Source organism: Elusimicrobiales bacterium, assembly GCA_041651175.1.
Taxonomy (GTDB): domain Bacteria; phylum Elusimicrobiota; class Elusimicrobia; order Elusimicrobiales; family Elusimicrobiaceae; genus JAQTYB01.
On record JBAZJT010000010.1, the window covers coordinates 1 to 19,977 of the forward strand.

The window sequence follows — 19,977 nt, forward strand, 5'->3', positions numbered from 1 at the left end:
GTGTTGCCACCGTCTGGGGTATGGAACCCGGCATTACGGGGGAATTCTTAACCCCGTCTATGACGGTTTCAAGCGCCACGTTTGCCTGGCTGAGGGCAAGCGCGTTCTTGTCCATGGATGCGTTGGAAGTCGCCACCATCCCGGACATGGCCGCTATAGTCAGCGCCATCGCTGCCAGGGCTCCCACAGCCGCCAGCAGTTCAACCAGCGTCGCTCCGTGTTTGTTCATAACTCCTCCTTAAGTGTGTTCCCGCTGCACAGTTTGCGACCGCGGTTCCAATAAAAAAACTTACTCCTCTCCAGCGCACATGCGCACACGCGCATTGCCGAGAAGACTGCCTTTCAAGAACCGCCGCACTGCAACTTCACCGTGCTCCTGGTATAGTATACCCCTTCCCGCGCACAAGTCAAGGCCTGATTTTTCAGCGCGGGCTTTACTTGGGTTCCGCGCAATAGCTACCATGATTCCCGATGAACGACAATCAGTCCCGCATGGGCGCGTGGCTGGCTTTTCTGGGGCGGCACTGGCTTGCCGCGATATTCCTGCTTGCGCTGGCGCTGCGCCTTCTGTTCCTGCTGCAATGGCGGCAAACGCCATATTATCCGTTTCCCGTCGTGGACGCCTGGGTGCATCAGCAATGGGCCAGGGACATTCTGTCCGGACATTTCATCCGCGACAAGGCGTTTTATCAGTCCCCGTTTTACCCTTATCTGCTGGCCGGCGTATTCAAAATTTTCGGCGCAAATCAAATATACATGCTGCTGATACAGGCTTTCATTTCCGCCGCGTCGGCTGTCATAATCGCGCTGGCGGCGCTGCGGTGTTTCGGAAAAAAGGCCGGGGTTACCGCGGGCATTATGTGCGCGGTCTATGTCCCTTTCATAATGTACAGCGCGGTCCTGCTGAAAGAGACCTGGGTCATTTTCAGCTTCTCGCTCCTGTCGCTGCTGGCGCTGCGCGTTCTGGACACCGGGCGCGGCGTATTCCTGTGCGGCCTGTGCGGCGGCTGGGCGGCGCTGTCCAGAGGAAATATCCTGCCCGCGCTGGCGGTGATACCCGCTTTCTGGCTGCTGCGCGGGCCGGTGTTAAAACCTGCAAAGACCATCGCGCTGTTTTTTCTGGGCATCGCGCTGCCGGTGCTGCCGGCCACATTGCACAACTATATCGCCAGCAGGGATTTCGTGCTTATAAATTACACCGGCGGTTTCGTGTTCTATATCGGCAACAACGGCACGGCCATCGGCGCGATGGATTACCCGGACGGAATTTCCAGCGCGCCGCTGCTGGAGGAGGCGCAAAGCTCCGCCGCCGCCTGCCAGGAGTCCGGACGGCTGCTGAAGCCTTCCGAAATATCCTCGTTCTGGTTCCGCAAGGGTTTGCGGTTTATAAAAGAACATCCGCTTGACTGGCTGAAGCTGACCGCGCGCAAAACCTATATCTACTTCAATCATTTTGAGCCGCCGGACATGTATAATCTCGCCTTTGTGGCGGAGAATTTCCGCACCTTGCTGGGCTGGCCTCTGCCGGGCTTCCTGTTCGCCTGCAGCGCGGGGCTGCTGGGCATCTGCCTGCTCTGGGACTGGAACCGGCGCTCCGCCATGCTGGCGGCGCTGGCGGTTTTGTATTCCGCGTCTGTCATCGCGACATCGGTGATGGAGCGATACCGCCTTCCGGCGCTTGTTTTCCTGCTGATATTCGCCGGCGGCGCGCTTGCGCGGCTTACAGAGGCCGGTTTCTGGAGAAATATTCCGGGCCGGCGGCTGGCGGCGGCATTGCCGCTATTGATACTGCTATGGCTGCCGCCTTTCCTCAATCCGCGGCCTGTGGAGGCGCAAAGCTGGTCGCAGCTCTCGGTTATTTATGCGGTGCAGCACAAGGACGATTTGTCGCTTGACGCGCTGCGCCGCGCCTTTGACGCGGACCCGGCAAGAGTTACGGCGGAGGCCGTTATCAACGGCGCGCTTATAAGCGACCGGCTGGGGTATAAAACCCAGGCGCGCAGCATCTATGACGCCGGAATAAAATTTTATCCAGACAACGCGGACCTGTATCTGGACAAGGGCGCGCTTCTGTTTGAGATTGGCGAGCGGGAGGAGGCCGTCTCCCTCATGGAAACCGCCGCCAGGCTTGACCCGCAGTCTGAAACGGCGCGCAAAAACCTGTTCCTTGCCTATGCCGCAATGGGAGACAAAAAACGCGCCCTGCGCAACGGCCTGGAGGCGGTGCGGTTGTCCCCGGGCAATACGGAGCTTAAAGCCGCGGTGGAAAGGCTGAGGAAAACCGGCTTGCCGGATAAATAATTTCCGCCGCCAGCCGCAGTTTGATAATATTTGGATATTCACCCGCATTCGGTGTATGCGGGCTTTTGGCAAGGGGATATATGAATCGGGACAAAACGAAAAACCTGAGATTTCTGGGCTACGGACGGCAGTACATTGACCATGAGGATGCAAGGGCCGCCGTCCGGGCATTAAGGAGCGACTGGCTGACACAGGGGCCCGGGATAGAGGAATTTGAAGCCGGCCTGCGCCGCATCACCGGCGCGGAATACGCCGTCGCCGTGGCCAACGGCACTGCGGCGCTGCATATAGCCGCGCTGGCAGCCGGGCTCAAGCCCGGCGACGAGGCTATAACCTCCGCCATGACATTCGCCGCCTCCTGCAACTGCATAGCCTACGCGGGAGCCAAACCGGTCTTTGCGGACATAGAGCCGGACACCTATAATATAAGCCCCGCCGAAATAGAGCGCCGGCTGAACCCGCGCGTAAAAGCCGTAATCCCCGTTGATTTCGCCGGCAGGCCGGCGGATATGGAGGAGATTTGCGCCCTGGCCAGGCCGCGCGGCATGACCGTCATAGAGGACGCCGCGCAGGCCATAGGCAGCCGCTACCGCTGCGGCGCGGCGGTGGGCTCCTGCAAATATGCGGACATGACGACTTTCTCCTTCCATCCGGTCAAAAACATCACCACAGGCGAGGGCGGCGCGGTAACCACCAATGACAAAAAACTCTATCAGACGCTGCTGCTGCTGCGCACCCACGGGATAACAAAGGATCCCGCGCAGTTTTCCCTTGTCCCCGACGGGCCGTGGCATAACGAGATGCAGATTCTGGGCTTTAACTACCGCCTGTCCGAGATACATGCCGCCGTCGGGACTTCCCAGCTTGCCAAGCTCTCCAGGTTCATCCTGCGGCGGCGCGAAATCGCCGCGATGTACGATGAGGCTTTCGCGCCGCTGGATTTTGTGCGGATACCGCGCGAAAGGCCCGGCGGAAAGAGCGCCATTCACATTTACGCCCCGCTGTTTGATTTCGCGCGCATAGGCAAAACCCGCGCGGAGGTTTTTTCGGAATTCGCCTCGCGCTGGAGGATAGGGCTTAACGTGCATTACATCCCGCCGCATCTGCATCCGTATTACCGGCAGCAATACGGCTACAAGCCCGGCGATTATCCCAACGCGGAGTATTACTACAGCCGCGCCGTCAGCCTGCCGCTGTTTTACGGCATGACCAATGCCGAGGCGCGCCGCGTGACAGACGCGGTCCGCTCGCTGGGGACGCGGTGAAAAAAGCGTTCCTGTCCGCGCTGCTGGCGGCGTTTGCGGCGGCTCCGTCCGCCGCCGGCGCGGACATAGTTTTCCTGAGCGATTTTGGCCTGACAGACGATTCCGTCGCGCTGTGCAAGGCTGCCATGCTCAATGTTTTCCCGCAAGCCCGGATAACGGACATGACGCATAACGTGGAGCCGTTCAACATCCGGCTGGCCTCTTTCCTGCTGGCGGGCCAGGCCGCGATGTGGCCGCGCGGAACCGTCTTTGCCGCGGTGGTGGACCCCGGCGTGGGCACGGCGCGCAAAGCCATAGCCCTGGAAACCGAAACCGGCCAGTTCTTCGTCGGGCCGGACAACGGCATTTTTACGCTGCCGGTTCTCCGTTTCGGCCTCAGACGCGCGGTCGCGCTGGAAAACGGGGAGTTTTTCAGGCAGCCGGTGTCGGCCACGTTCCATGGCCGGGACGTGTTTTCTCCCGTGGCGGCGCGGCTGGCCATGGACGACTCGGTTTTCGCCCGGCTGGGCCCGCCCGTGAAACCGGCGATGTCAAGCTGGAAGCAGGCGTCTTTTGACGGGCGGGAATTTTCCGGCTCGGCTGTTCACGCGGAGGCCCCCTACGGCAATATCTGGACGGATATAGGTGAGGAGTCCGTCGCCCGCTCCGGGCTTGTGGCCGGCTCCACCGTAGCGGTAACAAGCAGGGGGCGTTCACTGGAGGCGGTGTTTGTCCGCGCCTTCGGCGACGCGGGCGAGGGCGCGCCGCTGGCCTATATCAATTCGCGCGGGCTGCTGGCGCTGGCGGTGAACCGCGGCGATTTCGCCCGGCTTTCCGGCATGAAAACCGGGGACGAAATCACTATCCGCCTGCCGGATCCGGCGCTGATTGACATGGAAAAAGCCCCGCACGGGGGCATTGTTTTTGACATACGCTATGCCGGGCCGGATAATTTCACCGGCAAAACCGTTTACCCCGCCGCCAAATGTTATTTAAGAAAACCCGCCGCCGACGCGCTGGCAAAAGCCGCCGCGCTTGCCGCGCCTAACAGGCTGTGCGTGCTGGACTGCTACAGGCCGCTGTCGGTGCAGCGCAAATTCTGGGCGCTGGTGCCGGACGAGCGTTTCGTGGCAGACCCGGCCAAAGGCTCGCGCCACAACAGGGGGATGGCGGTGGACGCGGCTTTATGCGACGGCTCCGGCAAATGGCTGGAGCTGCCCACCAAATTTGACGATTTCTCCGAGCGCGCCGCCCGGGACTGGAGCGGGGCTTCTCCGGCTGCGGCCACAAACCGCAAAGCCCTGGAAGACGCAATGCGCGGCGCGGGATTTTCCGGCCTGCCGTCGGAATGGTGGCATTTTGACTATCCCGGCTGGCAGTCCATGCCGGTCATGGACATCCCCTTTTCGGAATAAGCCGCCGCCGGAGAATTGCCGTCCCCGTAATAAAAATGGCAAAATAGTAATACCGTACGGAGGTTTTGATATGCAGACAGCCGCGCTTTCAGTGGAAAAATCCCTGGTGCTGGATTACAAAACGTCCAGAGCGCTTATTTTTCAGGCCGGATTGGTGGCGGCGGCGGTTGCGCTTCCCGCTTTGTGCCATCTTGCGGGCGCGCCCGTGCGCGTAATTCTGCCCATGCACTGGCCGGTGCTGGCGGCGGGGCTTGTTTACGGCTGGCGGGGCGGGCTTATGGCCGGGCTGGCCGCGCCCGCGGCCAGTTTTGCGCTCTCCGGGATGCCGGCGGCGGCTTTGCTGCCGGTCATGGGGCCGGAAATAGCGGTTTACGGCTTTGCCGCAGGGTTCCTGCGCCAGAACATGCGCCTTTCCTCCCGGCTTGCGCTGCTGGGGGCCGTGATAGCGGGGCGCGCCGCTTTTCTGGCCGCCGGCGCCGCGTTCACGCAGAACGCCGGGATGCCGGGGCTTGCCGCCGCGCTGCTGCCGGGGATTCCGGCGGCGCTTGCGCAGATTGCCGCGCTGCCGGCGTTTGCGCGCAAAATGACAGGGAACGAATGAGAAAAATACGCCGCTTCAGCGCCTCGCTGGAGCCGGACATTCTGGAAAAGCTGGAGCGGTTCCGCCTCCACCGCGGGCTGCCGACGCGTTCCGACGCGCTGCGCGCGCTGGTGCGCGGGCATGTGCTGGACCAGGGGTGGAAGGGCGCAAAAGCCGCCTACGGCGTGATAACCATGCTCTACGACCATCACGGGCGGGAAACCCTGCGCGAGCTTACCAGGATACAGCACGATTCCGGCGTGAGGATAATCGTTTCGCAGCATGTCCACCTGACGCATCACATGTGCCTGGAGGTTGTAACCGCCTGCGGGCTGCCCGCCGGGCTGGAAAAGCTGGCAGCCGAGCTTGGCGCGGTGCGCGGCGTAAGGCGCGCCTCGCTGGCGCGGGCGGCGGTGCCGGGCGATATCGCGCCGGAGTGAATTTTTTTTGGTATTCGGTAATACCAAATCAAAATAAGTAATAACACAAAAGGAGGTTTCACAATGTCTGTCCGCGCAGTTGTAACAACGGTTGTGCTGGGAGCCGCTCTAATGCCTTCGGGGGCTTTGGCCCAGCTGGCGGGGCCGAGGCTCAATTCCATGATCGCCGCGCCGGAGGGGACGGCGGCCCTGTCGGTTTCCACAAGCCCGCCTTCGGATATCGCCCCGACGCTGACGCTTGACGGCGGCCGCATGGAAGCCGCCGGCTACGCCTCCGCCGCCGACGGGCTGGGGCTGCTGCCCGGCATATTCGTGCGCCGGACAAACGAATTCGGCAGGGCCGACCCGGACATACGCGGCTTCGGCGACAACGGAACGCGCATCTCGGTCATGGTGGACGGCAGGCCGGAGAAAATGCCGTTTTTCGGCTGCGTTGTTACCCATTCGCTCACGCTCAACAACGTGGAGCGGGTGGAGGTTGTTGAAGGCCCCGCCTCCGCGCTGTTTGGCTCCGGCGCGATAGGCGGCGCGGTAAATATCGTAACGCGCGGGGCGCAATCCCCCTTCGAGGGCGATGTAACGGCGTCCTACGGCTCCCACAACACCCGGCTGCTGCGGGTGCGGGGCGGCGCCTCCAGCGGAAACAACGATTTCTTCGCCGCCGGTGAGCGGCGCGCCAGCGACGGGTTCACCAACAACTCGTCCTACGACGCCGGGGATTATACCATCGAGTATGGCCGCAAGGTAAACGACAACTGGCGGCTGCGGCTGCGGAACACCCTCTATTCCGGCACGGAATACGACCCCGCTCCCGTGGACCTCGCCCCGTCGGCGACGTCGTGGTTTGACTATCGCCGCGGCGCGGCGGACCTTTCCGCCGGATACAAAAACGACGGCTGGACGGGCGCGGCCAAGCTCTACAACACCTACGGGCGCCATTCGTTTTCCAACGGCTGGCTTTCCGACGACAATACCTACGGCGCGTTGGTCAAAGGCGGCTGGGCGGGCGATTCCGGCGCGCGGGCCGACGCCGGCGCGGAATACTCCTGGATGGGGGCGGAACGTTACGCCTTCTCCACCACCCCCAATCAGGCGTATAACAGGTATGAATACGCCGCCTACGCCGCGGCGCAATCGCCGCTGGGGACAATGCTTCTGGCCAACGGCGCGTTACGGCTGACCGGCGACAACAATAATGCCGCCATAGGCGTTCCCTCCGCGGGGCTGGCGGTAAAGCCCTGGAACGAGGTGGAAACGTATGCCGTCGTTTCAAAGGGTATCCGCTTCCCGCAGATGAGCGAGCTTTACGCCTTCCCGGTCAGCAACCCGAACCTCAAGCCCGAAACGGCCTGGGGGTATGAAGCCGGCGTCAAATACCGCCCGGCGGAGCGTCTCCACCTGCGCGCAAGCGCCTATATGACCGAGGGGCATGACCTTATACAGGTGCAGTCCGGCCTGTACCGGAACGTGGGCGATTATCTGTTCCGGGGATTCCAGGGCGAGGCTAAATACGATCTAACCGGCGGACTCGCGCTGTCGGCCAATTACACCTTCCTGGACCCGGGCATCCGGACGACCGGGCGTCCCGCCAATACCGCCGTTGCCGGACTGGTTTTTGAGGACGGCGGAACCGGCCTCATGGCCAACTGCCAGTATGCCGGCGGCTACTACGGCGGCGACAACCGCGCCGTGCCGCTTAACGACATATTCACCGTGAATCTGAGCGGCTGGCGCAACCTGTCGGAAGGGTTCAGGCTGTTTGCCGGGATAAACAACCTCTTTGACAGGCGCTATGTCATTTACGCCACCAACACGGCGTTCACGGGCCAGTTCCTGCAGCCCGGGCTGACGATAAACGCCGGCGTGAAAGTCCTGTTCGGGGGGCGCAATGGTTAGCCGCAAGAAACCGGCGCGGACCGTCAAAACGGCGGGCCGCGCCGGCGGCCTCCGGGCGCGCTGCGGCCACGGCGGGGCTCCTCCCGCGCGGCGCGCCCGCGCGGGAAAATCCGCCGCCGGAACGCGGGAATTTTTTGACAGGCTGGCCCCCGTCTGGGACAGCATGGAAAGGAAAACAATCGGGAAAGTCATAAACAAAATCCTGGACAGGATAAATCCGGGGCCGGGGGATTGCGTTCTGGATGTAGCCTGCGGGACAGGAGCGCTGACGCCTTTTCTGCTGAAACGCGGCGTTAAAAATCCGCTGAGCCTGGATTTTTCCGGGAAAATGGCGCTGGAGTTCTCCCGCAAGTTTCCCCGGCTTAAAATCCTCGTGGCTGATTATCTGGAAAAGGGCCTTTTCCCGGAGGAAACATTCTCCAGGATAATCGTCTACAACGCCTATCCGCATTTCGGGGACAGGCGGGCGCTGTTCTCCAACTCCTTCCGCTATCTCAAAGCTGGCGGCGGGCTTTATATCGCGCATTCCATGAGCCGGGAAGAGCTTAACAACCATCACCGCAAAAGCCCGGAAGTGGAAAGCCATATGCTGGAATCGGACGAGGCTGTGCGCGCTCTCTATGCCGCCGCCGGGTTTGAAAATATTGTGGTGGACAACGGAAGCTATTTCTACTCCTGCGGTTTCAAGCCCGTGAGGTAGCTGCTGGGGCCGGGCGGGAAAGCTCGCCCCCCGCCGCTAAAAACCGCAAGGCCCCGGAGGATGCAATGCGCTGCGCGGGGTTTTCCGGCCTGCCCTCTGAATGGCGGCATTTTGACTACCCCGGCTGGCAGTCCATGCCGGTCATGGATATCCCATTTTTTGAAAAGCTGTGGTGTATTGGCAAATGGCAGTGAAAACGGAATCAAACCACGAAACACACGAAAAGGGAACAAAAAAGTTTCCGGTAGTTGTTCCCGCCTTGTTCCAGAGCCTTTTCGTGTGTTTCGTTCGATGACGGACGTCGTTATTTTTGACATTTGTTTTTTTATTCGCGCGGTTGTTTCCGGCAATACGGGACAGCAAAATATGGCATCGTGGAAAAAATGGGTGATGTTGTGGGTTGCGCAGCCCTTGATATTGCCGCCGGGTTTTATTTAGAATTCGGTATCATGGAACGGCGCAGATATACGCGCGGCTGGCGGGGGGCGCTGAAGATGACCATGTTCCGGCTCACCAATCCCCGCAGTCCGGCTGTGTGCAAAAATGTAAGCGCGGGCGGGCTGCTTATAGAGATTTCGGAACCGCTGGAAGCGGGCCGGGTGGTGTATTTTGAAATGGGATTTGCCGGCCTGCAGGCGTTCGCGGAGCAGTCCGGCTGCGCGCCCGGCGCGGCAAAAAACGACATTATAACCGGCCAGGCCCGCGTGGTGCGGACGGTCCATGTTAAAAATTTGTCGGCTTTCGGGTGGAATACCGGCCTGGAATTTGTCAACATGCCGCAGGAAACCGCGCAATTGCTGGACAAGTTCATAATAAGCAAAACCGGGCCGGGCCCGCTCCCCTCCTGAGCAACCCTTTTGTCCTGCAATCCCAATTCCGTTGTCCAAAAAAAACGGACGCTGTCGGTGTCGGGGAAATGGATTGACACGGCTGCCGCCGGAATATACAATCTCACTGTGAAAGGTTTTGCGCGGGAGGTTTAACCGGCAAACAAAACACAATTTGAGAAGTTTAGGCTTCACCGGGACCATGCGTAAGAGCATGGTGCGCTCACTTTCCTTGCGGGAAGGGGCATAGGAAGAACTGGATTGAGGCCGCTTGATAGCTTGGCTTTGCGGCCAAGTGAAGGCGGCTTGTCATTTCTGGTTATCTTCCTAGCTGGAAATGATGGCCGCCGTTTTATTTCCCCGCTTGATTTTCCCTAGCCATCTGACCAGCTCAAAATTCTGCGCGATAGCAATTCGCGCATTTTGCGGAGTTTGGAGGCAGGGGATATGAATTCATTCGGCGCGGGGAAAATGGTAATTTCCGTCATAACGCTGGCAATGACGGTTGCGGCAGCCGTTTCGGCGCAGGAAAACATCAGCATCGCCAACGGCGGCAATTTGCGCATAGACGCCTTCGGGACCTGTAAAGTCGTAACCAACAACACGGGGCATGCGCTTTACGTTCCGGTCTACAGCGCGGGCGAATGGACCGGAACAAACGGGTTTATAGCAAAGCACGGCTCCAATATAACGCTCAGCGAGTGCGGCTGCCTGGCGCAGACCGTTACATGGTCAAATTGCAGCGGCAGTGTCGGCGCGCTGGCCCACGGGGGAAGCACGTCTGTTTCAGACTCCAGGGCTGTGTGGGTGGGCTCCGCCGTTACCGTAACCTGCAACAGCGGAACGTTGAGTCAAAGCTCGCCCTCATGCTTTCACTGGTATGCGGGAACTAGAGGTCAAGGGGGAGACGGGTCTTCCTGCACTACAACATGCTCCTCGCATGGCGGCTACAATGCAGCCACCAAAACCTATGCCGGCTCCGCCGGAACCGACGCGCACTGCCAGTCGGTGCTAAACACATTGGGAATTACGGACACGTGGTCTTCGCCGGGCTGTAATCAAGCGATAGGGTGCTCATTTTTTATCATAACAACAGGCAGATGCACCGTCGACACAACCGCCGACGCAACCGCTTATAACAGCCAGCGCGCCTGCGCCTGCAATCAGTAGCGCGGCCGGCCTTCTCTTTTCCGTTGCAGAGGAGCCCTCCGTTTGGCTATAATTGCATAAGGCGTCTTAAGTGTGTTTTTCGCCAATGCGGCTGCCGGTGAACTCCGGCATATTTCGCAATACAAAAGGCGTAAAATAAATGTCATCTCCAGGAGTTCTGATGGCTGAGGAGACGGCGGCGGAATCTGTTCTGGCTGGCGGTCCGGTTTCCCGGAAGGATGGCATCTGGGTGGAAACCGGAGCGCTCGGCTCCTATTCCGACGTTGAAGGCAGGGAAAACGAGATTTTGGACGAACTTAAAAAGCGGCCCTGGCTGGACGTCGTCCGCGAAAAATACCATAAAAGCAATCCCTGGCTCTACAGCATTATAACCGACAGGGGGCGCGGCCTTTTCCTTGAAATGCTGCCGCTGCCGCAGGAAGGCAATTTCCTGGACGTCGGCTCCGGCTGGGGGCAGGCGGCAATTCCGCTGGCAAAAAGGGGATTGTCGGTATTCTGCCTTGATATTTCCGAGGGACGGCTTTCCGTGCTGCGCGAAATCGCGCGGCAGGAAGGCGTCGCCCCCGCCTGCCTGTGCGGCAATTTCCTCACCTATCCGCTGGCGGCGGAGCGGTTTGACGGAATCATTTTCAACGGCTCGCTTGAGTGGATAGCGCTGGGACATGACGGCCCCGTCCGCGCGCTTCAGGAACAGGCGCTTGCGAAGGCGTTCTCGCTGCTGAAACCGGGCGGGCTGCTTTACATCGGGATAGAAAACGCGCTGGGCCTTAAATACGTCCTGGGCTCGCCGGACGACCATACCTGCCTGCCGTATGTGAACATACTGGATTTTGACGAGGCCAACGCCCGCCACCGCCAGCAGCGGCAGGACCGTCCCCTGCGCGCCAGAACCTGGACGCTGGCGGATTACCGCCGCATGCTTGAAGGCGCGGGGTTCGCGGTTTCCGAGGTTTACGGCTGTTTCCCGGATTACAAAATAATACGCGATATGGTGCCGCTTTCCCAGGTCAACAAATGGCTGCTGGCGGGCCGGCTGAACTGGGAGGAGCATGACAACGGCCTGCCGCTGGCCTGCGCGCCGCTGCTGAAACCGCTTTACAAGGCGCTGGCCGCCAACGGCGCGGCGGAATTGTTCTGCCCGTCCTACGGGATTGCCGCCGTAAAACCAGCCGGGGGGCAAAGCTGATGGCGCCGCGCGTCATAACGCTTCTGCGAGAGAAGGGGCTGCTCTCCAAAGAGCAGGCCAAGGGCGCGTCGCTGCGGCTGGCGCTCAATCAGGTCAACCGCCCGCAGGAGAAAACGCAGAAGCGGTTTTCGGTTTACATATCCGGCAGGCCGGAACTGCATGTGCGCTTCGTGCCGGACGCGCTGGGGACCGCGCCCGCGCATATAGAAAAAATCTACTCGCTCTATTCAAGGGCGCAGACTTTCGGCATTCCCGCGCTGCACGCCGCCATAACGGCGGACAAAGGCGTGTATTTCGTTGAGGATTACATAGAGCATTCCGCCTCGCTGGAGCAGTTGTGCGCGGCGGGCAAAGTCCCCGCGGCGGACTCGGCTGCGATAGTGCGCGCCGCGCTGGATGAAATCTGGTCATGGGGCGAGCCGGCGTCCGACGAGTTTGTCAACGCCGAGCTGGAAAAATACTCCGCCCTGCTGCGCGGCATTTTCCCGCATGAGGAATCCGTCCGCAAGGCGGCTTTTGATTATCTTGGCGAATGCGTCCGCTCCCACAAAAACGGGATGAGGCTGGTCTGGTCCACCGGCGACATACTGGATCGCAATTTCCTCTTCTCCGGCGGCAAATGGCGGCTTATAGATTTTGAATTCAGCCATCCCACGCTGTTTTTTGCCAAGGAAGCCTACCGGAGCCTTTTCTATTCCCCCGCCATGAAGGCGCTGCGCGCGGGGGATTTGTTCTCCCATCTCAACGGAATGCCCGACGGCGCGCTTTACATGGCCGCCCTTGTCTGGGAATGGGGGCTGCAAACCATGGCGGTGGACCCGGCCAACCATCCGGCGGTGCTGGCCGAATACAGGGGCAAAATCATTTCGCATCTGGACGGGCTGGCCTCTTCCGGCGCGGCGCATGTGCCGGAAAACAGCCTGCTCAAAACCGCCTACGAGGCCGCCAAATCCGCCGGACAGAACAGGGCCGAGGCCGAAAAACTGCGCGCCGAGGCCGGCAAAGCCCGCGAAGAGGCGGCCCTGGCCCGCCGCGAGTTTGACACATTCCGCGCCGAGACCGAGAAGAAACTATCCGAACTCTCCGCCATGTCGGAGGAGCGGCTGCTCTGGGGCAAATCGCTTGAGGCGGAGCTGGACAAGACCCGCGGCGAATACCGCCAGCTCATACGCGAATTTGACGAGAGAAACAACCGCGCCGGCTCGCTGGACGCGGAGCTGAAATCCCTGCGCGCCGCGCATGACGCCCTTGCCGTGGAAGCGGACAGCCTGCGCGCCGGATTGTCGGCAGGCGAGCGCGCCCGGCAGGAAGCGGCCCTTTCAGAGGATCGTTTGCGCTGGGGCAAGTCGCTGGAAGCGGATTTGGAAAAGCTGCGCGGCGAATACCGCCGTCTCAACGGCGAATTTGAGGAAAGAACCAAATGGGCCAAATCGCTGGACGCGGAACTTGAAAAAACGCGCAGGGATTCCGCCAAAGCCAATGCGGAAATCTCCGCCATGTCGGAAGAACGGCTGCGCTGGGGAAAATCGCTGGAGGCGGAGCTTGAAAAAGCGCGCGTAGACCATAAGCGCCTGTCCGCCGAATTTGACGAGAGAAGCGGCTGGGCCAAGTCGCTGGATACGGAGCTTAATTCGCTTAAAGCCGCCTTCGCCGGGTTGAAAGCGGAGGCTGAAAAGGCCCGCGCGGATTCTTCAAGTCTTGACAGCGCGCTGGACGAGCGGACGAAATGGGCCAAGTCGCTGGAAGCGGAGCTTGAGAAAGCCCGCGGCGAATACCGCCGTCTCAACGGCGAGCTTGAGGAAAAAGCGAAGTGGGCCAAGTCTCTGGATACGGAGCTTAATTCCCTCAAGCCCGCTTTCGGCGGGCTCAAAGCCGAGGCTGACAGGGCCCGCGCGGATTGTGCGCGCCTTAACGGCGAGCTTGAGGAAAAAGCGAAATGGGCGAAATCGCTGGACGCGGAGCTTAATTCCCTCAAGCCCGCTTTCGGCGGGCTCAAAGCCGAGACTGACAGGGCCCGCGCGGATTGTGCGCGCCTTAACGGCGAGCTTGAGGAAAAAGCGAAATGGGCGAAATCGCTGGACGCGGAGCTTGAAAAGACGCGCAGGGATTTTGCCAAAGCCCATGCGGAAATCTCCGCCATGTCGGAAGAGCGGCTGCGCTGGGGCAAATCGCTGGAGGCGGAGCTTGAAAAAGCGCGCGTAGACCATAAGCGTCTGTCCGCCGAATTTGACGAGAGAAGCGGCTGGGCCAAGTCGCTGGATACGGAGCTTAATTCGCTTAAAGCCGCCTTCACCGGGTTGAAAGCGGAGGCCGAAAAGGCCCGCGCGGATTCCTCGAACCTTAACAGCGTGCTGGATGAGCGGACGAAATGGGCCAAATCGCTGGAAACCGAACTTGAAAAGGCCCGCGGCGAATACCGCCGTATTAATGAAGAACTGGATGAAAGAACGAAGTGGGCCAAGTCTCTGGATACGGAGCTTAATTCCCTCAAGCCCGCTTTCGGTGGGCTCAAAGCCGAGGCTGACAGGGCCCGCGCGGATTGTGCGCGCCTTAACGGCGAGCTTGAGGAAAAAGCGAAATGGGCGAAATCGCTGGACGCGGAGCTTGAAAAGACGCGCAGGGATTTTGCCAAAGCCCATGCGGAAATCTCCGCCATGTCGGAAGAGCGGCTGCGCTGGGGCAAATCGCTGGAGGCGGAACTTGAAAAAGCGCGCGCCGACCATAAGCGCCTGTCCGCCGAATTTGACGAGCGAAGCAACTGGGCCAAGTCGCTGGATACGGAGCTTAATTCGCTCAAAACCGCCTTCGCCGGGGTGAAAGCGGAAGCTGAAAAGGCCCGCGCGGATTCTTCGAGCCTTAACAGCGCGCTGGACGAGCGGACGAAATGGGCCAAGTCGCTGGAAACCGAGCTTGAGAAAGCCCGCGGCGAACACCGCCGCCTTAGCGGCGAGTTTGAGGAGAAAGCGAAGTGGGCCAAGTCTCTGGATACGGAGCTTAATTCCCTCAAGCCCGCTTTCGGCGGGCTCAAAGCCGAGGCTGACAGGGCCCGCGCGGATTGTGCGCGCCTTAACGGCGAGCTTGAGGAAAAAGCGAAATGGGCGAAATCGCTGGACGCGGAGCTTGAAAAGACGCGCAGGGATTTTGCCAAAGCCCATGCGGAAATCTCCGCCATGTCGGAAGAGCGGCTGCGCTGGGGCAAATCGCTGGAGGCGGAACTTGAAAAAGCGCGCGCCGACCATAAGCGCCTGTCCGCCGAATTTGACGAGCGAAGCAACTGGGCCAAGTCGCTGGATACGGAGCTTAATTCGCTTAAAGCCGCCTTCGCCGGGCTGAAAGCGGAGGCCGAAAAGGCCCGCGCGGATTCTTCAAGCCTTAACAGCGCGCTGGACGAGCGGACGAAATGGGCCAAGTCGCTGGAAGCGGAGCTTGAAAAAGCCCGCGGCGAATACCGCCGTCTCAACGGCGAGCTTGAGGAAAAAGCGAAGTGGGCCAAGTCGCTGGATACGGAGCTTAATTCACTTAAAGCCGCCTTCGCCGGGGTGAAAGCAGAGGCGGACAAAGCCCGGGCGGACTGCGCCAACATTAACAGCGTGCTGGATGAGCGGACGAAATGGGCCAAGTCGCTGGAAACCGAACTTGAGAAAGCTTGCGGCGAATACCGCCGTCTCAAGGGCGAGATTGAGGAAAAAGCGAAATACGCCAAATCGCTGGAGACGGAACTAAATTCGCTTAAATCTGCCTTCGCCGGGGTGAAGGCGGAGGCTGAAAAAGCCCGCGCGGATTCTTCAAGCCTTGGCAGCGCGCTGGACGAGCGGACGAAATTGGCCAAGTCGCTGGAAACCGAACTTGAAAAGGTCCGCGGCGAATACCGCCGTCTCAAGGGCGAGATTGAGGAAAAAGCGAAATACGCCAAATCGCTGGAGACGGAACTAAATTTGCTGCGCGCCGCGCACGGCAGGCTTAAAGCGGATTCCGATAAATTCCGCGCCGAAGCCGCCGCGCTTTCCGAAGAGCGTCTGCGCCGAAGCAAATTGCTGGAATCCGAGCTTGAAAGAGCGCGCGCCGACCATAAACGTTTGACTGCCGAATTTGACGAGAGAAGCAACCGGGCCAAATCGCTGGAGACGGAACTTGAAAAAACGCGCGGCGAGCTGTCCGGCGCGCGGGCGGATGCGGATAAATTCCGCGCTGAAGCGCTGAGGGAGCGCGCCCAGTCCGCGCGGCTGAGCTCCGGGCTGGACCAGGCGCATGCCATAACCTCCCGCGCGCAAACCGAAATATCGCTGCTCAACAACGAACTGGCCCAGACCCGCGCGGAGGCCGCCGCGCATGCCAAAGCCGCCTCCGAAAAAACAACAGCTCTGGAAAGCGGGCTGGAAGCCTCGCGCCGTGAAGCTGCGTCCGCGCGCGGGGAGCTTGAGGGTGTCCGTTCGGAACTGGACAAATCCCGCGCCGAGACTTCAAAACTGCATGCGGATTTCGCAAAGCTGCGCGGGGAGCTCAATAATTCGCTGGCCGGAGCGGGCAGGTCGCGCGCCGAGCTTGAAGCCGCGCGCGCCGACTCCGAAAAATTCCAGACCGAGGCGGGCCGGCTGCGCGCCGCCAACGCGCGGCTGCAATCCGACGCCGCCGCCGACGTCCGGTCCGCAGCCGACAGGGCCGCTTTGCTTGAAAAGGAGATTGACGCCTCCTGCCGGGACGCGGCCTCCGCGCGCGCGGAACTGGCGCAGTCGCGGGAGGAGGCGGGCAAAATCCGCTCCGAGCTGTCCCAGGTGTGTTCCGAGCTGGAAAAACGGCAGGCGGAGACGGTTCAGAAGGATGCCCAGATTCACGATTTGGCAAAACGCCTGCTGTCCGGTGAGAAACTGGTGGCGGAAGTGATGTATTCGCGCTCCTGGCGGCTGACGCATCCGGGCAGGCTGGCGGGCAGGGCCGCGCGCAAAATGCTGCGCGTCTGCGGCATGCTGCCCGCCGGGGCCGCGGCGCCCGCGGAGGAAACCGCGCCCGCCGGCAAATGCGAGAAGATGAGGCTGCGGCTGGGCCTCAAGCTGGTGGAAATCGGAAAAAAAGTTTACCGCCGGCTGCCGGTTTCGCCGCAGACGAGATGGTTCCTCAAGCGGCTGGTGTTCCGCGTTTCGGGCAGGCTGCTGAGCCATACGCCCACATATCCCTCGTTTATTGAGGAAACTAAATTCTGGGACAAGCTGCGCAGCCGCCCGTTGTGTTTCACCAAATGGCCGGAGCCGAAGGTTTCCATAATAATTCCGGTGCACGGCCAGTACAATTTCACCTTCAACTGCCTGCAATCCATACAGCAAAACACCGTGGTGCCATATGAGGTGATAGTGGTTGACGACCGCTCCCCGGACCTGACGGCGAAAATGCTTTCGTATATTGAAGGCATCCGCGTGATAGGCAATAGCCGGAACCTGGGATTTTTGCGCTCCTGCAATCTGGGCGCCAGCCGCGCGCGGGGCGAGTATGCCGTTTTCCTCAACAACGACACGTTGGTCCACCCCGGCTGGATGAAGGAACTGCTGGGCACCTTTGACATCGCGCCGGACGCCGGCCTTGCCGGCGCCAAGCTGGTTTACCCCGACGGGCGGCTTCAGGAGGCGGGCGGCATAATCTGGCGCGACGGCTCCGGCTGGAATTACGGCCGGCTGGACGACGCCTCCAAACCGCAGTACAACTATCTGCGCGAGGTTGACTACTGCTCCGGCGCGTGCATCGCCGTCCCGCTTAAGCTGTGGAACCGGCTGGGCGGTTTTGACACGGATTACGCCCCGGCCTACTGCGAGGATTCCGATTTCGCGTTCAAGGTGCGCCAGGCGGGCAGGAAGGTGTATTACCAGCCCCTGTCGGTGATAACGCATTTTGAGGGCGTCTCCTGCGGGACCGATATAAACTCCGGCGTCAAGAAGCATCAGATGGTTAACGCGGAAAAGTTCCGCGACAAATGGCTTGCCACACTGGCTTTCCACCGGCCCAACGCGGAAAACCCGGAATACGAGAAAGAGCGCAGCGTTTCCAAAAGAATTCTGGTGATAGACGCCTGTACCCTCACGCCGGACCAGGACGCCGGCTCGCTGACGGTGTACAACCATCTGCTTAATTTCCGCGCGCTGGGCTATAAAGTCACCTTCATCCCGGACAATCTGGTCTACATAGACCGCTACACCGCCGATTTGCAGCGCATAGGCGTTGAATGCCAGTACCAGCCCCACATCGGCTCCGTTGAAAAGCATCTTCAGGAGCGCGGCGCGGAGTATGACGCGGTCATGCTCTGCCGGCCCTACATAGCGGAGCCGCATATAGCCAATGTCCGCAAATATTGCCACAAGGCCGTGGTGATTTTTGACACCGAAGATCTGCATTTTATCCGGGAAAGCCGGCAGGCTGCGCTGGAAAACAACCCCGCCATCGCCATCGCAGCCGAGCATACCCGCAAGCAGGAGCTGGGCGTGGCCGCCATGGCGGACTGCACTGTAGTCGTCAGCCCGCTGGAAAGGGATATTCTTATGAAGGAAAATCCCGCGCTGCGGGTGGCGGTAATTCCGCCGCCGCGCGACGTGCACGGCAGCGACAACGATTTCGACATGCGCTCCGGCATAATGTTCGTGGGCGGCTACCAGCATACTCCCAATGTGGACGCGGTGCGCTATTTCGTATCCGAAATTTTCCCGCTGGTCCGCAAAAAGCTGCCGGGCGTGAAATTCCATATTATAGGCAGCAAAATGCCGGATGTCATCAAACAGCTTGCCGCCGACGATATTATCATAGAAGGGTTCATGAAGGACCTGGCGCCGGCCTTCGCGCGGCACCGGTTGTCGATCGCGCCCATCCGTTTCGGCGCGGGCGTAAAATGCAAAATCCTTTCCAGCCTCTGCTACGGGCTGCCGGCGGTGGGCACAAGCGCGGCCTGCGAGGGGATGTGTCTGCAAAACGGCGCGGATGTGCTGATTGCCGACGCGCCGGAGGAATTTGCCGCCGCGATAGAGCAGCTTTACGCCAACCGCGACCTTTGGGAGAGAATATCACGCAACGGACTGGAGCTTATGAGAAAACGCTATTCCATGGAAGCCGCCCGCCAGACCTTCCGCGAAATCCTCAACATAAGGCGCGAGCAATGACGCAGAAAATCTCCGCCGATTGCCGGCATTTCCGCGCGCTTGCGCCCTGCGCGCCGCACAAGCAGAGCGGCGTCCGCTGCCGCTGCCCGCAGTATGAAAAAACGGGCCGCCGCTACCTGATTATCAAGCTGGGCGCGATAGGCGATGTTATCCGCACCACCCCGCTTTTGCGGAAAATAAAATCGGTCCATCCGGACGCGGAAATATGGTGGCTCACCAACACGCCGGAACTGCTGCCGGACGAGGTGGATCGCAAGCTTAATTTCAGCCTCGCCTCTGTCCTGCAGATAGAGGAAACCCGCTTTGATTTCGTGTTCAGCCTGGACAAGGATTTTGAAGCCTGCGCCCTGGCAAACCGCGTCCGCGCCAAAGTAAAGCGCGGGTTTATTCTCAAGGGTGGCAAGGCCGCGCCGGCGGACAAGGCGGCGTTCCATAAGTATTTCACCGGGCTCTTTGACGACGCCAACAAAGCCAATGTCAAAAGCTATCCGCAGGAGATTTTTGAAATCTGCGGCTGGAAATTCTCCGGCGAAAAATACCTGCTGCCGGATTTTTCGCAGGACGGCTATGAATGGGATTTGAAGCTGCTGCGCCCGCTGGCCGGCCTCAACACCGGCTGCGGCGGGCGCTGGACCAGCCGCCTGCTGCCGGAGCAGACGTGGATAGACGCGGCCCGGGGCTTAAGGCGCGCGGGGTTTGGCGTGCTGCTGCTGGGCGGCGAGGCCGAGCATAAGCGCAACCTTCTGATTGCGAAGGAAAGCGGCGCGCTGTATCCGGGATACTTTCCGCTGCGCCAGTTCATAAACCTGGTGGCGCAGACCGATATGGTGGTAACCGGCGTTACAATGGCGCTGCATATCGCCGCCGGGCTGGGCAAAAAAATCGTGCTGCTCAACAACATTTTCAACCCGCGCGAATTTGAGCTTTACGGCAGCGGCGCCATCGTGGAGCCGGACAAAGAGTGCCGCTGCTATTTCAGCCCGAAGTGCAAAAACAGCGAGTATTTCTGTCTTGACCATCTGCCGGCGGAAAAAATAGTTGCTGCCGCGCGCAAGCTGATGCCAGTGAAAACGGCATAGCCGAAA

14 protein-coding genes are annotated in these 19,977 nt (G+C 60.4%); 13 read left to right on the top strand and 1 reads right to left on the bottom strand.

Annotated elements, in window-relative coordinates; translation table 11 throughout:
- The coding region (locus tag WC421_06810) for a hypothetical protein (protein MFA5161940.1) at positions 1 to 229 on the bottom strand (229 nt) is incomplete at its 3' end.
- 242 nt (positions 230 to 471) lie between these two features.
- Between WC421_06810 and WC421_06815 the strand changes: the two genes are divergently transcribed.
- The 13 genes from WC421_06815 (at position 472) to WC421_06875 (ending at position 19,971) form a co-directional block, all read left to right on the top strand.
- A complete protein-coding gene (locus WC421_06815; GenBank protein ID MFA5161941.1) occupies positions 472 to 2,301 on the top strand; it encodes a glycosyltransferase family 39 protein in 1,830 nt (609 codons plus the stop codon).
- An 80-nt stretch (positions 2,302 to 2,381) separates the two neighbouring features.
- Entirely contained in the window at positions 2,382 to 3,566 is a 1,185-nt protein-coding gene (pseC, locus tag WC421_06820) for a UDP-4-amino-4,6-dideoxy-N-acetyl-beta-L-altrosamine transaminase (GenBank protein ID MFA5161942.1), read from the top strand.
- Complete coding sequence (locus tag WC421_06825) at positions 3,563 to 4,960, top strand: SAM-dependent chlorinase/fluorinase (GenBank protein MFA5161943.1); 1,398 nt, start codon at positions 3,563 to 3,565, stop codon at positions 4,958 to 4,960. Before pseC ends, WC421_06825 begins: the two co-directional genes overlap by 4 nt.
- 70 nt (positions 4,961 to 5,030) lie before the next feature.
- On the top strand, positions 5,031 to 5,561 hold the full coding sequence (locus WC421_06830; protein ID MFA5161944.1) for a hypothetical protein: 531 nt from the start codon (positions 5,031 to 5,033) through the stop codon (positions 5,559 to 5,561).
- The gene (locus tag WC421_06835; GenBank protein ID MFA5161945.1) at positions 5,558 to 5,980 is read left to right on the top strand and encodes a hypothetical protein; all 423 of its coding nucleotides are present in this window, start codon (positions 5,558 to 5,560) and stop codon (positions 5,978 to 5,980) included. Before WC421_06830 ends, WC421_06835 begins: the two co-directional genes overlap by 4 nt.
- A gap of 63 nt (positions 5,981 to 6,043) precedes the next feature.
- On the top strand, positions 6,044 to 7,876 hold the full coding sequence (locus tag WC421_06840; protein ID MFA5161946.1) for a TonB-dependent receptor: 1,833 nt from the start codon (positions 6,044 to 6,046) through the stop codon (positions 7,874 to 7,876).
- A complete protein-coding gene (locus WC421_06845; GenBank protein MFA5161947.1) occupies positions 7,869 to 8,576 on the top strand; it encodes a methyltransferase domain-containing protein in 708 nt (235 codons plus the stop codon). Before WC421_06840 ends, WC421_06845 begins: the two co-directional genes overlap by 8 nt.
- A gap of 65 nt (positions 8,577 to 8,641) precedes the next feature.
- Entirely contained in the window at positions 8,642 to 8,770 is a 129-nt protein-coding gene (locus tag WC421_06850) for a hypothetical protein (protein ID MFA5161948.1), read from the top strand.
- 255 nt (positions 8,771 to 9,025) lie between these two features.
- The gene (locus tag WC421_06855; protein ID MFA5161949.1) at positions 9,026 to 9,424 is read left to right on the top strand and encodes a PilZ domain-containing protein; all 399 of its coding nucleotides are present in this window, start codon (positions 9,026 to 9,028) and stop codon (positions 9,422 to 9,424) included.
- Positions 9,425 to 9,850: 426 nt separating this feature from the next.
- The gene (locus tag WC421_06860; GenBank protein ID MFA5161950.1) at positions 9,851 to 10,573 is read left to right on the top strand and encodes a hypothetical protein; all 723 of its coding nucleotides are present in this window, start codon (positions 9,851 to 9,853) and stop codon (positions 10,571 to 10,573) included.
- A gap of 160 nt (positions 10,574 to 10,733) precedes the next feature.
- Positions 10,734 to 11,759, top strand: coding sequence for a class I SAM-dependent methyltransferase (locus WC421_06865; protein MFA5161951.1), 1,026 nt, complete (start codon positions 10,734 to 10,736; stop codon positions 11,757 to 11,759).
- On the top strand, positions 11,759 to 18,892 hold the full coding sequence (locus WC421_06870) for a glycosyltransferase (protein MFA5161952.1): 7,134 nt from the start codon (positions 11,759 to 11,761) through the stop codon (positions 18,890 to 18,892). Before WC421_06865 ends, WC421_06870 begins: the two co-directional genes overlap by 1 nt.
- Complete coding sequence (locus WC421_06875) at positions 18,889 to 19,971, top strand: glycosyltransferase family 9 protein (GenBank protein ID MFA5161953.1); 1,083 nt, start codon at positions 18,889 to 18,891, stop codon at positions 19,969 to 19,971. The genes WC421_06870 and WC421_06875 overlap by 4 nt, the downstream gene beginning before the upstream one ends.
- Positions 19,972 to 19,977 lie beyond the last annotated feature (6 nt).